At 69.7% G+C, this 13,256-nt stretch carries 12 protein-coding genes; 8 read left to right on the top strand and 4 right to left on the bottom strand.

Annotated features, from left to right (window positions below):
- Positions 1-24 precede the first annotated feature (24 nt).
- The 7 genes from APZ15_RS28205 to APZ15_RS28175 all read left to right on the top strand — a co-directional run bounded on the left by APZ15_RS28205 (position 25) and on the right by APZ15_RS28175 (position 7,690).
- Complete coding sequence (locus tag APZ15_RS28205) at positions 25-702, top strand: hypothetical protein (RefSeq protein ID WP_027789603.1); 678 nt, start codon at positions 25-27, stop codon at positions 700-702.
- A 54-nt stretch (positions 703-756) separates the two neighbouring features.
- Positions 757-1,314 carry a helix-turn-helix domain-containing protein gene (locus APZ15_RS28200; protein ID WP_027789604.1) on the top strand — a complete coding sequence of 186 codons (558 nt, stop codon included), beginning with the start codon at positions 757-759 and terminating at the stop codon, positions 1,312-1,314.
- Positions 1,315-1,396: 82 nt separating this feature from the next.
- Entirely contained in the window at positions 1,397-1,978 is a 582-nt protein-coding gene (locus APZ15_RS28195; protein WP_027789605.1) for an HD domain-containing protein, read from the top strand.
- 55 nt (positions 1,979-2,033) lie between these two features.
- Complete coding sequence (locus APZ15_RS28190; RefSeq protein WP_027789606.1) at positions 2,034-2,762, top strand: class I SAM-dependent methyltransferase; 729 nt, start codon at positions 2,034-2,036, stop codon at positions 2,760-2,762.
- A gap of 284 nt (positions 2,763-3,046) precedes the next feature.
- Positions 3,047-4,240, top strand: coding sequence for a macrolide transporter subunit MacA (gene macA, locus APZ15_RS28185; RefSeq protein WP_027789607.1), 1,194 nt, complete (start codon positions 3,047-3,049; stop codon positions 4,238-4,240).
- Positions 4,241-4,242: 2 nt separating this feature from the next.
- Positions 4,243-6,303, top strand: coding sequence for a MacB family efflux pump subunit (locus tag APZ15_RS28180; protein WP_027789608.1), 2,061 nt, complete (start codon positions 4,243-4,245; stop codon positions 6,301-6,303).
- A 13-nt stretch (positions 6,304-6,316) separates the two neighbouring features.
- A complete protein-coding gene (locus tag APZ15_RS28175) occupies positions 6,317-7,690 on the top strand; it encodes an efflux transporter outer membrane subunit (RefSeq protein WP_027789609.1) in 1,374 nt (457 codons plus the stop codon).
- Positions 7,691-7,741: 51 nt separating this feature from the next.
- Here the strand turns inward: APZ15_RS28175 and APZ15_RS28170 are convergent, their stop codons facing one another.
- On the bottom strand, positions 7,742-9,280 hold the full coding sequence (locus APZ15_RS28170) for an MFS transporter (RefSeq protein ID WP_027789610.1): 1,539 nt from the start codon (positions 9,278-9,280) through the stop codon (positions 7,742-7,744).
- A gap of 178 nt (positions 9,281-9,458) precedes the next feature.
- On the opposite strand from APZ15_RS28170, the gene APZ15_RS28165 reads away from it, so the two are divergent.
- On the top strand, positions 9,459-10,364 hold the full coding sequence (locus APZ15_RS28165; RefSeq protein ID WP_027789611.1) for a LysR family transcriptional regulator: 906 nt from the start codon (positions 9,459-9,461) through the stop codon (positions 10,362-10,364).
- 55 nt (positions 10,365-10,419) lie between these two features.
- Here the strand turns inward: APZ15_RS28165 and APZ15_RS28160 are convergent, their stop codons facing one another.
- The 3 genes from APZ15_RS28160 to mmsB are packed head-to-tail and all read right to left on the bottom strand — an operon-like array spanning position 10,420 to position 13,246.
- Positions 10,420-11,559, bottom strand: coding sequence for an enoyl-CoA hydratase/isomerase family protein (locus tag APZ15_RS28160; RefSeq protein ID WP_027789612.1), 1,140 nt, complete (start codon positions 11,557-11,559; stop codon positions 10,420-10,422).
- Positions 11,556-12,347 carry an enoyl-CoA hydratase gene (locus tag APZ15_RS28155; protein ID WP_027789613.1) on the bottom strand — a complete coding sequence of 264 codons (792 nt, stop codon included), beginning with the start codon at positions 12,345-12,347 and terminating at the stop codon, positions 11,556-11,558. Before APZ15_RS28155 ends, APZ15_RS28160 begins: the two co-directional genes overlap by 4 nt.
- Complete coding sequence (mmsB, locus tag APZ15_RS28150) at positions 12,344-13,246, bottom strand: 3-hydroxyisobutyrate dehydrogenase (protein WP_027789614.1); 903 nt, start codon at positions 13,244-13,246, stop codon at positions 12,344-12,346. The genes APZ15_RS28155 and mmsB overlap by 4 nt, the downstream gene beginning before the upstream one ends.
- Positions 13,247-13,256: the final 10 nt, after the last annotated feature.

Here is a 13,256-nt window from a genome sequence, read left to right as displayed (position 1 = left end):
AACCGCGCAAGACGGGACAAGACAATGACCATATCGATCGCACGCCGACGGTGGCTCGCCGCCGCATTCGCCGCGGGCTGCGTCGCGCTGCCGGGCTGTCACAAGCCGCAGACGCAAGCCGAGCGGCCGCCATCCGAAGATCAGCTGTTCAAGTCGGGGCTGGTGCGGGACGAGCCGTACGACGAAGCGGTATCGGGCTTCATGACCACCGCAGACCATACGAAGCTGGTCGTGCTGGGCCGCCCCGTGCACTTCGTCCTCGATCTGCCGGACACGCTGCGGTCGGCCTTGTCGTCCCGCTACCGGACATCGCTGCGTTGGTCGTTCACCGGATTCCAGGCGATCGGCGGCCATGTCAAAGGCCATTACCGTGTCGTGCTGCCGGATGGCGCTTCGACAATCGATCGGCTGGCAGCGGTCGCGCACGGGTACGTCGCCGTGCGGGACGGTTTCGCGCTCGAAGGCAATATCGCCGGAATGCGTTATTCCACCCAGGGTTTCGACATACCGCCGAAGGTCGCCGCCCAGTTGCTCGACCGGCCGTACACGATCCCTGCCCGGCATGTGACAACGGCACTGGCGGGCCTGAATCTCACGATGCAACCCACGCCGATCACGGCCACTGCCGATGGCGATCTCGTCGTTGGCGGCGCAACGCTGGTGCCGGTCGAACTCGTCGTGCTTCAGGCACCACGGGAATGACGATTCCATCCATCGCAGCCGCAACGCGACGCACATACCGAACGGAGTACCGCCATGTCTGCCTCACCGCTACACGCACCACCACTCGGCCCGCAACTCAAGCGCTGGCGAGCGCTGCACCGCGTGAAGCAGAGCCACGCGGCGGAGCTGTTCGGCGTGGCGCAATCGACGATCTCGCGCTGGGAAGCCGGCCTGCAACAGATGTCGCCCGGCGAACGCGCGGCGGCCGAACGGCTGCTCGCCGCGCGCCTCGATTCCGCGGGCGATCACGCGCTTGCGCGGCTCGTCGCGGGCAGCGCGGGCCGCATGCATCTCGTGTGCGACCTCACGCACCGGCTACTTGCCTGTTCGCCCGCGCGTGCAGCCGAATTCTCGCAACCGCTGTCGATGCTGCTCGGCACGTCGCTGTGGCGCTATGCGACGCCGGAAATCGTCCGCATGGAAGCCGCGCTCGATACGCTCGGCTGGCATGATCGCGCGGGGCCGCCGAGCGTCGAATTCGATACCGGCGCGAATGCGTCGCGCGTCGTGCCGATCCGCGGCAGCCTGTGCCGGTGGACACGGATGACGTTGTCGGACGGGGCGGCCGCGCGGCTCGTGGAAACGCTGTAATACGACCCCGCGCATATTTCATGCGTGGACGAACCGTGCGTGGCCGCCTTACGCTTGACGGCTCATCGCACGGACACCGACCATGAACCCCGATACGATCCACGCGCGGCTCGCGTTCCTGCGCGAAGCCGAACGCCTGAAGGATGTGCTGCGCAGCGGCCACACGTCGGCCGGGCGCGCGGAAAGCACCGCCGAGCATAGCTGGCGGCTGTGCCTGATGGCGCTCGTATTCGCCGATGCGCTGCCCGGCATCGACACGCTGAAGCTGCTGAAGCTGTGTGTCGTCCACGATCTCGGTGAGGCGCTGCACGGCGACATCCCCGCGATCGAGCAGGCCGCGCACCCCGACAAGAGCGCGCACGAACGCGACGACCTGCTGACGCTGACCGCGCCGCTCGATCCGGCACGGCGCGACGAAATCGTCGCACTGTGGGATGAATACGAAGCGGCCGCGTCGCCGGAAGCGCGCGCGGCGAAAGCGTTCGACAAGCTGGAGACGATCCTGCAGCACACCCAGGGCAGCAACCCGCCCGATTTCGACTACGCGTTCAATCTCGGCTACGGCCGCCGCTATACCGACGCCGCACCGCTGTTCAGCGCGATCCGCGACATCGTCGACGCCGACACGCAACGCCGGATCGACGCGGGTGGGCAGCACGAGTAAGCTCGCGGAACCGGGCGCGCGGCACCGCGCACCCTGCCCGCACGAGGCCCTACGCATGACGCAGAACATCTACGACGACCCGGCCTTCTTCGAAGGCTACAGCCGCCTGAACCGCTCGATCCACGGACTCGACGGTGCCCCCGAATGGCCCGCGCTGCGCGCGCTGCTGCCCGACCTGCACGGTCGCCGCGTGCTCGACCTCGGCTGCGGCTACGGCTGGTTCAGCCGCTGGGCCGCCGGCCAGGGCGCGGCAAGCGTACTCGGCATCGACGTGTCCGAGCGCATGCTCGAACGTGCGGCATCGAACGCCGCGCATCCGGCAATCACGTACCGTCGCGCCGACCTCGAAACGCTCGCGCTGCCGGATGCCGCGTTCGATCTCGCGTACAGCGCGCTCGCGTTCCATTACATCGCAGACCTCGATACCTTGTTCCGCACGCTCCATCGCGCGCTCGTGCCGGGCGGGCGGCTCGTGTTCTCGATCGAGCATCCGGTCTATACGGCGCCGCGCCGGCCCGGTTTCGTCGTCGACGCGCAGGGCAACCGCTCGTGGCCGCTCGACGGCTATCAGCGCGAAGGCGAACGCGTGACCGACTGGCTCGCGCCGGGCGTCGTCAAGCAGCACCGCACGCTCGGCACGCTCGTGAACCTGCTGATAGGCAGCGGCTTCACGCTCACGCACCTGGACGAATGGGGGCCGACGCAGGAACAGGTCGATGCCCTGCCCGCGCTCGACGAGGAACGCGACCGGCCGATGATGGCCCTCGTCGCCGCACGGCGATAACGCACGCCGCAACACGCGCACGAGCTTTCGCCCGCCGCGCTGACAGATTGCAACAATGTCGCCGCCCGGCCTCCGTTCCTGCACGGCGTCCGTACAATTCAGCACAATTTCCACACGATTTGTCGTGAATTCCTCGCTTACCATGAGCGGCTGATTCGACCCGCCACGGCCGCGCGAGGTGTACGCGAAAGCCCGCGGGCAACCCGCCCGCCAGGCGACGCCGGCCGGATCGTCCCGACCGGCCGCACGCAACGCCGGCACCGCTTCATCCTCGCCGCACGCTCATGACTCAGAAGACCCATCGCCGCCGGCGCATCGTGCTGGCCACCGTTGCCATCGTCGCGATCGCCACCGGTGTCACGCTGAAGGCGTGCGCACCCGACAAGCATCCGCAATACCTGTCCGCGCCCGTCTCGCGCGGCGACCTCGAAAACGCGGTGCTGGCCACCGGTGCGCTGCAGGCATTCAGGCAGGTCGACGTCGGCGCACAAGTCTCGGGGCAGTTGAAGTCGCTGAAGGTCAAGCTCGGCGACAAAGTCACGAAGGGCCAGTGGCTCGCCGAGATCGACCCCGTGCTCTCGGAAAACGCGCTGCGGCAGGCACGCGCCAGCGAAGAAAGCCTGCGCGCGCAGCAGCAATCGACCGCCGCGCAACTCACGCAGGCGGAACTCGCGTTCCGGCGCCAGCAGGCCATGCTGCCCGACGACGCGACGTCGCGCGAGTCGTTCGAAGCCGCGCGCGCGACGCTCGACGTACAGCGCGCGACGCTCGCGTCGCTCGCCGCGCAGATCCGCTCGGCCCGCATCCAGATCGAGACCGCGCAGGCCAACCTCGGCTACACGCGCATCGTCGCGCCAATCGACGGCCAGGTCGTCGCGATCGTCACGCAGGAAGGCCAGACGGTGATCGCGCAACAGCAGGCGCCGGTGATCCTGAAGCTCGCGGATCTCGACACGATGACCGTGAAGGCGCAGGTGTCGGAAGCCGACGTGATCCGCGTGAACGCCGGCCAGACCGCGTATTTCACGATCCTGGGCGAACCGGACAGGCGCCACTACGGCAAGCTGCGCGCGATCGAGCCGGCGCCGCAGAACTACGCCGAGACGCAAAGCGCACTCGGCGGCGGCGCGGGCGGCGGCGCGAAACCGAATTCGGCAGTGTTCTACAACGCGTTGTTCGAGGTGCCGAATCCCGAGCACCGGCTGCGCATCTCGATGACCGCGCAGGTCAACATCGTGCTCGGCAACGCGCGCAACGCGCTCAGCATTCCGGCCGCCGCGCTCGGCGAGAAGCGCAAGGACGGCACCTACGCGGTGCGCGTGCTGCGCGCCGACGGCAGCACGGAAACGCGCAACGTCCGCATCGGCATCAACAACAACGTGCGCGTCGAAGTGCTGGCCGGCCTGAAGGACGGCGAACGCGTCGTGATCGGCGAGGCGTCCGCAGACGACCACGCGCCGCTGGCGGACGTGGTGTGACGATGAGCCAGCCCCTGCTGAAACTCTCCGCCGTCACACGACGCTTTCCGGCCGGCGACAAGGACGTCGTCGTGCTGAACAACGTCAACCTGTCGATCCACGCGGGCGAGATCGTCGCGATCGTCGGCGCGTCGGGCTCCGGGAAGTCGACGCTGATGAACATCCTCGGCTGCCTCGACCACCCGAGCGAAGGCACCTACACGGTCGGCGGTCGCGACACGCACATGCTCGACAGCGACGAGCTCGCCCAACTGCGCCGCGAGCACTTCGGCTTCGTGTTCCAGCGCTATCACCTGCTGCCGCACGTCGATGCCGCCGCGAACCTCGAAATGCCCGCGATCTATGCCGGCACGCCGCGCGCGGAGCGGCACGCGCGCGCACGCGAGCTGCTCGCGCGCCTCGGGCTCGCGGATCGCGCGCACCATCGCCCCGGGCAACTGTCCGGCGGCCAGCAGCAGCGCGTGAGCATCGCGCGCGCGCTGATGAACGGCGGCCAGGTGATCCTCGCCGACGAACCGACCGGCGCGCTCGACACGAAAAGCGGCCAGGACGTGATCCGCATCCTGCACGAGCTGAACGCGCTCGGCCATACGATCGTCATCGTCACGCACGACAAGGCCGTCGCGCGCCATGCGCGGCGCATCATCGAGATCAGCGACGGCGCGATCGTCGCCGACCGGCCGAACCGCCACCATGCGGAAGCCCTCGCGGAAGCAGCCGCGGGCGCGGATGCGGCGGAAGCGAGCGAAGCGGCCACCGGCACACCATCCGCCCGCGATCGTCGCGACATGCCGTCGCCGCCCGCGGCAGTCGCCCCCGATCCGCAGGCCGATGCCGCCCCCCGCGCGCGCCGCTTCGCGGCCGGCTCCGGGCGCTTCGCCGAGGCCTGCCGGATGGCGTGGATCGCACTCGTGTCGCACCGGCTGCGCACGCTGCTGACGATGCTCGGCATCATCATCGGCATCACGTCGGTCGTGTCGATCGTCGCGATCGGCGAAGGCGCGAAGCGCTACATGCTCGACGAGATCGGCAGCATCGGCACGAACACGATCAACATCTACCCGGGCACCGACTGGGGCGACAGCCGCGCCGATGCGATCCAGACGCTCGTGCCCGCCGATGTCGCCGCGCTCGCCGAGCAGCCGTACGTCGACAGCGCGACGCCCGAAACGTCGCGCACGCTGCTGCTGCGCTACCGCAATGTCGACGTGAACGCGCTCGTGAGCGGCGTCGGCGACCGCTTCTTCCAGGCGCGCGGGATGCGCTTCGCGCTCGGTGTCGCATTCGACGAGGACGCGGTGCGCCGCCAGGTGCAGGTGGCCGTGATCGACCAGAACACGCGCCGCAAGCTGTTCGGCGCGACGCGCAACCCGATCGGCGAAGTGATCCTGGTCGACAACGTGCCGTGCGTCGTGATCGGCGTGACGGCGGACAAGAAAAGCGCGTTCGGCAGCATGAAGAGCCTGAACGTGTGGGTGCCGTACACGACCGCGAGCGGGCGTCTCTTCGGGCAGCGTTATCTCGACAGCATCACCGTGCGCGTGCGCGACGGGCAGCCGAGCGCCGCCGCCGAAAAGAGCCTCGAAACGCTGATGAAGCAGCGCCACGGCCGCAAGGACTTCTTCACGTACAACATGGACAGCGTCGTGAAGACCGTCGAGAAGACCGGCCAGTCGCTGACGCTGCTGCTGTCGCTGATCGCCGTGATCTCGCTCGTCGTCGGCGGAATCGGCGTGATGAACATCATGCTGGTGTCGGTGACCGAGCGCACGCGCGAAATCGGCATCCGGATGGCGGTCGGCGCGCGCCAGTCCGACATCCTGCAGCAGTTTCTCGTCGAGGCCGTGCTGGTCTGCCTGCTCGGCGGCACGATCGGCATCGCGCTGTCGTTCGGGCTCGGCGCGCTGTTCTCGATGTTCGTCGCGCAGTGGAAGATGGTGTTCTCGGCCGGCGCAATCGTGACCGCGTTCGTCTGCTCGACGCTCACCGGTGTGATATTCGGCTTCATGCCCGCGCGCAACGCATCGCGGCTCGATCCGATCGATGCGCTCGCGCGCGACTGACGCAAGGCCCGCCATGACGCATTCCTCACCGCTTCAGCGCCTCGGCGCATTCGCATGCGCGGCCGCGCTGCTCGCCGGCTGCGCGGGCGCGCGCCATGATCCGCTGCCCGCCGTCGCGATGCCCGCGAACTGGTCGGCGCCGGTTTCCGCCGACGCACCGGCCACGACGCGCGACTGGTGGCGCAGCTTCGGCGATCCGCAACTCGACGCGCTGATCGACGACGCGCTCCGCGCCAACAACGACCTCGCGATCGCGGCGATCCGCGTGTACCGCGCGCAACTGCAGGCCGGGCTCACGAATACGAACCTGACGCCCAACGTGACGCTCGGCGCGAGCGGCGCCGTGTCGCGCACGCTCGATACGCACCAGATGCGCCGGTCGAGCAACGCGAACGCTTCGCTCAGCTATGAAATCGACCTGTGGGGCCGGCTGGCCGCGCTGCGCGACGCCGCGCGCTGGGAAGCCGACGCGACGGCCGCCGATCTCGAAGCCGCGCGGCTGTCGCTGATCGGCACGACCGCGTCGCTGTACTGGCGGATCGGCTTTCTGAACCGGCAGATCGCGCTCGGCGACGCGAACATCGCGTATGCGGTCCGCACGCTCGCGGTCGTCCGGTCACGGCACACGGCCGGCGCCGTGTCGGGGCTCGACCTTGCGCAGGCCGAACAAAGCCTCGCCACGCAACGCGCCGCGCAGACACGCCTGATCCAGCAGCGTACCGAGAACCGTCACGCCCTCGCGATCCTGTTCGACCGGCCACCGCAGCAACGTGCGGCCGAACCGCCGGCGCTGCCGGACGCGCCGCCGCCGGAAGTGGCGGCCGGCCTGCCGGCCAGCCTGCTCGGCCGGCGCCCCGACTTGCGCGCGGCGGAATTCAGGCTGCGCGAATCGCTCGCGCAGGTCGACGCGACACGTACCAGCTTCTACCCGACCTTCACGCTGACCGGCGCGGCCGGCACGTCGAGCACGAGCCTCGAGCGCGTGCTCGCGAATCCGGTCGGCACGCTCGGGCTCGGCCTGGCCCTGCCGTTCATCCAGTGGAACACGATGCAGCTGCAGATCAAGGTGTCGAAGACGCAGTACGAGGAGGCCGTCGTCGGGTTCCGGCAGAAGCTCTACACGGCACTCGCGGAAGTCGAGAACGCGCTGTCGGCGCGCGTCCAGCTCGAACGCGAGGCCGAACAGCGCGCGCTGTCGCTGGCGCAGGCGCAGCGCGCCGAGCGGCTTGCCGCCGCGCAATTCGCGGCCGGCGCGACCGCCGTGCAACCGTGGCTCGACCAGCAGCAGCGGCTGCGCGATGCGCAAAGCGCCGACGAACAGACGCGGCTGGACCGGCTCAACAACCAGATGACGCTGTACCGCGCGCTCGGCGGCGGGATGTCCTGACCGGCCCGCGCACCGGGCCGGTCGCCCCCGCCCCGCCGGCCATGCGCGGCGTCATTCGCACACGGCCGCCCCGCGCCGCGCCGGCGCGAACGCCACCGCACTCGCCGTCGCGAGCATGGCCACGCCGGCCGCGCCGTACACCATCACCCAGCCGAACCCGTGCACGAGCGCCGCATGCAACACCGCGCCGGTCGGGTCGGCCTGCGCGAGCGCCGGTGCGATCGCGTGCAGCCCGTCGGTTCGCCCGGAAGCAATCTCCTGCGCGAGCCGGCGCAGCGCCCCGTCGCCGATCGTGCCCGCGACACCGCCCTTCAGGCTCGCGACGATCCCCGCGACCAGCACGAAGCCCATGGCCGCGATATTCAGTGCGAGCGAGATCATCCGCGCGCTCATGTCGATGCCCGACGCCATCCCGGCCCGCGCGCTCGGCACCGCGCCCGTCGTCGTGTTGGTCACCGGCGTGTTCGTGAGCCCGAGCCCGATGCCGGCGATCACGCAGCCGGGCAGCATCGTCACCCAGCTCGCGTGGTCGGCCGCGCTGCCGATCCGCATCAGCGCAAAACCGGCGGCAATCGTGAACAAGCCGCCCGGGATCACGACGCCCGGCCCGTAGCGCAGCGCGAGCCGCTCGCCGAACGGCGGCGCGACCAGCGTCGGCAGCGTGTACGCGAGCAACGCGAGGCCGGCCGTCACGCTGTCGTAGCCGAGCGCGACCTGGAACCAGATCGGCAGGTAGATCATGAACGGCCAGAAGCTGAAGTTCATCCCCATCGAGCCGAAGATCGCGCCGGTGAACGCGCGGATCCGGAACACCGAGAAGTCGAACATCGGCCGCGCGCTCGCGCGTTCCGCGAGGAAGAAGCCGGCCACCGCCAGCACGGTCGCGCCGAGCACGCCGAGGCCGGCGGCGCTCGTCAGCCCGAGTTCCGCGCTTTGGGTGATGTAGAAGGCCAGGCCGAGCACCGCGAGCGACAGCGTGACGATCCCCGCCACGTCGAGGCTGCCCGCGTGCGGATCGCGCGACTCCTGCACCGCGCCGCCGATCAGCACGAGCGCGACGGCCGCGAGCGGTGCATGGACGAGGAACACCCACGGCCAGCTCGCCAGCGCGACGATCGCGCCGCCGACGATCGGCCCGAAACCGAGCCCGATGCCGAACACGATCCCCCAGATCCCGAACGCGCGGCCGCGCTCGCGACCCTCGCGGAACTGGTGCGACAGCACCGCAATCTGGCAGATCAGCATCGCGCCGCCGCTGGCGCCCTGCAGCAGCCGGCCCGCGACGAGCACCGGCACGTTCGGCGCGAGCCCGCACAGCAGCGACGTCGCGCCGAACAGCACGGTGCCGATCACGTACACGCGCTTGCGGCCGAACCGGTCGGCGAGCGTGCCGGCCGCCATCAGCACGGTCGTACACGCGATCGTGTACGCGTTCATGATCCACTGCATGCCGTTGAAATCGCCATGCAGCACGTGTTCGAGCGTCGGCAGGATCACCGGCACGCTCGAGATTTCGAGGCCGAACATCAGCGACGTGAGACAGACGGCCGCGAGCGCGACCGCATTCCTGCGGGAGTCGGATAGCGTCATGCGTATTGCGCGGCGGCCCGGCAACGGGCCGCGCGCCTCCAGATGAGAAGGATGGGTCGCGCGCGGCCGGCAACGCACGCTGAACCGGAATCGGTACTATAGTGAGAATTCCGATCCCCATTGACGCAGGCATTTCTCCAGACTGGGGAATCACAGGACTCAATCACCCCTCCCTCCGATGACCGACAGACTCGACGGCGTGACGACCTTCGTCCAGGTAGTGGAATCGGGCAGCTTCGCGCTCGCGGCGGAGCGGCTCGACATGACGCGTTCGGCCGTCGGCAAGGCGGTCGCGCGGCTCGAGAAGCGGCTCGGTGCGCGGCTGCTGCAGCGCACGACGCGCAGCCAGAGCCTGACCGACGACGGCCAGGCGTACTACGACCGCTGCGTGCGCGCGCTGGCGGAACTGGAAGCGGCGGAGGCCGACCTCGACTGCGGCCGCAACGAGCCGCGCGGCAAGCTCCGCCTGAGCGTGCCGCTCGCGTTCGGGCACCACTGCGTGACGCCCGTCGTGCTCGATCTCGCACGCACCTACCCGGATCTGCGGATCGACGTGTCGATCACCGACCGTTTCGTCGATCTCGTCGAGGAAGGCATCGACCTCGCGGTGCGGATCGGCACGCTCGCGGACAGCACGAGCCTCGCGGTGCGGCGGCTCGGCACGCAATACGGGAGCCTCGGCGCGGCGCCGTCGTATCTCGCCCGCCACGGGATGCCGAAGACGCTCGACGACCTGAAGCATCACCGGACGATCGCGTATTCACGCTCGGGCGTGGTTCAACCGTGGGACTTGCGCGCGCCGGACGGCTCGACGGTACGTATCGACATGCCGCACCAGCTCAGTTTCGACGACGTGCAGGCGATCGCGGCGGCCGGCGCATCGGGGTTCGGGATCGCCTGGCTGCCGAGCTGGCTGCTCGATCACTACGTGAAGCGCGGCGAGATGACGGTCGTGCTCGACCGCTGCTTCGTCTGCGAAGGCGACATCCACGCGATCTGGCCGAAGACGCGCTACCTGCCGCGCAAGACGCGCTGCGTGATCGACGCGTTCGCGCAGGCGATTCCGCCGATGATCGAGCGGTGAAATGACACGCGCGCCGCGCGGCAGCCTGTGCCCGCACGGCGCGCCGGCTACGCGCTCACGCCACGCCGAGATCGGCGAGCGGATGCGCGAACAGCTTCCACGGCGACGTGAGGAAATGCCGCACGCGTTCGGCGCGCAGCTCGACGAGCGACGCCGGCGCCCAGCGCGGCTTGCGATCCTTGTCGACGAGATGCGCGCGTACGCCTTCGCAGAAGTCGCCTTCCTCGATCGCGCGCGCGACGATGCCGAGCTCCATCCGGAACGATTCGGCCAGCGTCATCTGGCGGCCGCGCAGCAGCGCCTCGCGCGTCACGTACAGCATCGTCGGCGAATGGCCCGTGAGCGCATCGAGCGTCGCCTGCAGCCATTGACGGTGCTCGCGCGACAGTTCCTCGCGCGCGAGATCCTGCGTCAGCGTCGCGACGATCCGCTCGACGGTCGAGCGCTTGTCGAAGTGACGCACGATCCACGGCATCTGGCCGTCGAGCGCCGCATGCGGCACGACGTTGCACGGCGGCTCGAACACCTTGCGCAGCAGCGGCAACGCATCGCCTTCCCACTTGACGCTTTCGATGCGCGTCTCGAACGTGTCGAGCCACGCGGACGGCACGCACAGATCCGCGAGCTTCGCGGTCAGCGCGTCGGCACCGGACAGCATCGCGCCGGTCAGCCCGACGTACAGCTCGAGTTCCGCCGGCATGCGCGACAGGAAATGCGTCGCGCCGACATCGGGCACGAGGCCGATGCGCGTTTCCGGCATCGCGACCTTGCTGCGCTCGGTCGCGACGCGCAACGCGGCGCCCTGCGCCAGGCCCATGCCGCCGCCCATCGTCACGCCGTCCATCAGCGCGACCACCGGCTTCGGGAACGTATGGATCGTGTAGTCGAGCCGGTATTCGTCGACGAAGAACGGCAGCCAGGTTTCGCGCTGCGCGACCATCCTGTATAGCGCGCGCACGTCGCCGCCCGCGCAGAAGCCCTTCTCGCCCGCCCCGCGCAGCACGACCGCGACGATCTGGTCGTCGTGGCGGCAGCGTTCGAGCATCGCGGCCAGCTCGCCGATCATCGCGTACGACAGCGCGTTGAGCGCGGCCGGCCGGTTCAGCGTGATCAGCGCCACGCGATTCACCACGCGGAACAGCACCTCGGGGGCATGCTCCGCGAACGCGTCGTGATTCGTGACCGGCGTGCTCATCGTTGCCCCTCCCCGTCGGTGTGCCACTGCGGCGCGCGCTTGCCGAGGAACGCGGCCACGCCTTCGCGCGGATCGCTGGTATCGAACAGGTCGACGAAGCGTTCGCGCTCGACCGCGAGCGCCGCACCGCGCGGCACGCCGCGGCGCGCGAGGCCGATCAGCTCCTTGCTGTACGCGACCGCGTGCGGGCTCTGCCGCGCGACGTTGCGCGCCAGCGCCAGCGCCGCATCGCGCGACGCGCCCGACTCCACGACGTCCTCGACGAGGCCGATGCGCAGCGCGGTGGCCGCGTCGACACGCGCGCCGGTCAGGATGATCTTCTTCGCCCAGCCTTCACCGACGAGCCAGGGCAGCGTCTGCGTGCCGAGCCCGCACGGCAGCAGGCCGACCGACGGCTCGGGCAGCGCCATCTGCGCATGGGTCTCGGCGATCCGCAGGTCGCATGCGAGCGCGCATTCGAGGCCGCCGCCCATCGCGTAGCCGTTGATCGCCGCGATCGTCACGACACGCGCGTCGTGCAGCGCCTCGAACGCCGCGCCGAAGCGCGACGCCATCGCGCGCGCGACCGCGCGGTCGCCGTCGGCGAACGTGTTGAGGTCGGCGCCCGCGCTGAAGAACTTCGGGCCGTCGCCCGTGATCACCAGCGCGCGCACGCGCGGGTTCGCATTCAGTTCGGCGACGGTGTCCTGCAGTTGCCGCAGCCCGTCGGCGGTAAAGGCGTTCGCGGGCGGACGCTTGAGCGTCGCGCACGCGATCGCGCCGTCGTCGACGTAGTCCAGTTCGATCATGACGCGTCCTTCTTGCTGGCCGGTTGGTACAGGCGGATCACCGCCGAGAAATCGAGCTGGCCGTCGCCACGGCTGCTCATCGTCTGGTACAGCTGCTGCGCGAGCGCGCCGAGATAGACGGGCTGGCGCGCCTGCTTCGCGGCGTCGTTCGCGAGGCCGAGATCCTTCAGCATCAGGTCGGTGCCGAAGCCGCCCGAGTAACCGCGCGACGACGGCGCGGTCTCGATCACGCCCGGATACGGGTTGTAGGTGTCCGAACTCCAGCAGCGGCCCGTCGACGTGTTGACGATGCCGGCCAGCACCTTCGGGTCGATGCCGAGCGCGACGCCGAGCGACATCGCCTCCGACACCGCCGCCATCGAGATGCCGAGCACGAGGTTGTTGCAGACCTTCGCGACCTGCCCCATGCCCGTCGCACCGCAGTGAACGATGTTCTTGCCCATGCCCGCGAGGACGGGCTTCACGCGCTCGAAATCCGCGTCGCTGCCGCCGACCATGAAGGTCAGCGTGCCGGCCGCCGCGCCGCCGGTGCCGCCCGACACGGGCGCGTCGACGAACGCGCCGCCGTGCTCGCGCACGAGCGCGCCGAACGCCTGTGCGCTCGCCGGGTCGATCGTGCTCGAATCGATCACGGTCGCGCCCGCGCCGAGGCCGGCGAGCACGCCGTTCTCGCCGGACAGCACCGAGCGCACGTGCGGCGCGGCCGGCAGCATCGTGATGACGAACGTCGCGCCCGAGGCGGCATCGCGCGGCGACGCGGCCACCTGTGCGCCGGCATCCTGCAGTGCGCGCAAGGCGTCGGCGCTCAGGTCGAACGCGTGCACTTCGTGGCCGGCTTTCAGCAGGTTCAGCGCCATCGGCGCGCCCATGTGGCCGAGGCCGATAAATCCGATTTTCATGTTGTCCTCC

Source organism: Burkholderia cepacia ATCC 25416 (assembly GCF_001411495.1).
In the GTDB taxonomy this organism is placed as follows: Bacteria; Pseudomonadota; Gammaproteobacteria; order Burkholderiales; family Burkholderiaceae; genus Burkholderia; species Burkholderia cepacia.
Note: the sequence above shows the minus strand (reverse complement) of the source record. Positions and strands in the feature narration are given on the sequence as shown.

Excerpts from the sequence above, each read along its gene's own strand:
- APZ15_RS28205 (WP_027789603.1), top strand. The coding sequence starts at position 25 with ATGACCATATCGATCGCACGCCGACGGTGGCTCGCCGCCGCATTCGCC.
- APZ15_RS28200 (WP_027789604.1), top strand. The coding sequence starts at position 757 with ATGTCTGCCTCACCGCTACACGCACCACCACTCGGCCCGCAACTCAAG.
- APZ15_RS28195 (WP_027789605.1), top strand. The coding sequence starts at position 1,397 with ATGAACCCCGATACGATCCACGCGCGGCTCGCGTTCCTGCGCGAAGCC.
- APZ15_RS28190 (WP_027789606.1), top strand. The coding sequence starts at position 2,034 with ATGACGCAGAACATCTACGACGACCCGGCCTTCTTCGAAGGCTACAGC.
- macA (WP_027789607.1), top strand. The coding sequence starts at position 3,047 with ATGACTCAGAAGACCCATCGCCGCCGGCGCATCGTGCTGGCCACCGTT.
- APZ15_RS28180 (WP_027789608.1), top strand. The coding sequence starts at position 4,243 with ATGAGCCAGCCCCTGCTGAAACTCTCCGCCGTCACACGACGCTTTCCG.
- APZ15_RS28175 (WP_027789609.1), top strand. The coding sequence starts at position 6,317 with ATGACGCATTCCTCACCGCTTCAGCGCCTCGGCGCATTCGCATGCGCG.
- APZ15_RS28170 (WP_027789610.1), bottom strand. The coding sequence starts at position 9,280 with ATGACGCTATCCGACTCCCGCAGGAATGCGGTCGCGCTCGCGGCCGTC.
- APZ15_RS28165 (WP_027789611.1), top strand. The coding sequence starts at position 9,459 with ATGACCGACAGACTCGACGGCGTGACGACCTTCGTCCAGGTAGTGGAA.
- APZ15_RS28160 (WP_027789612.1), bottom strand. The coding sequence starts at position 11,559 with ATGAGCACGCCGGTCACGAATCACGACGCGTTCGCGGAGCATGCCCCC.
- APZ15_RS28155 (WP_027789613.1), bottom strand. The coding sequence starts at position 12,347 with ATGATCGAACTGGACTACGTCGACGACGGCGCGATCGCGTGCGCGACG.
- mmsB (WP_027789614.1), bottom strand. The coding sequence starts at position 13,246 with ATGAAAATCGGATTTATCGGCCTCGGCCACATGGGCGCGCCGATGGCG.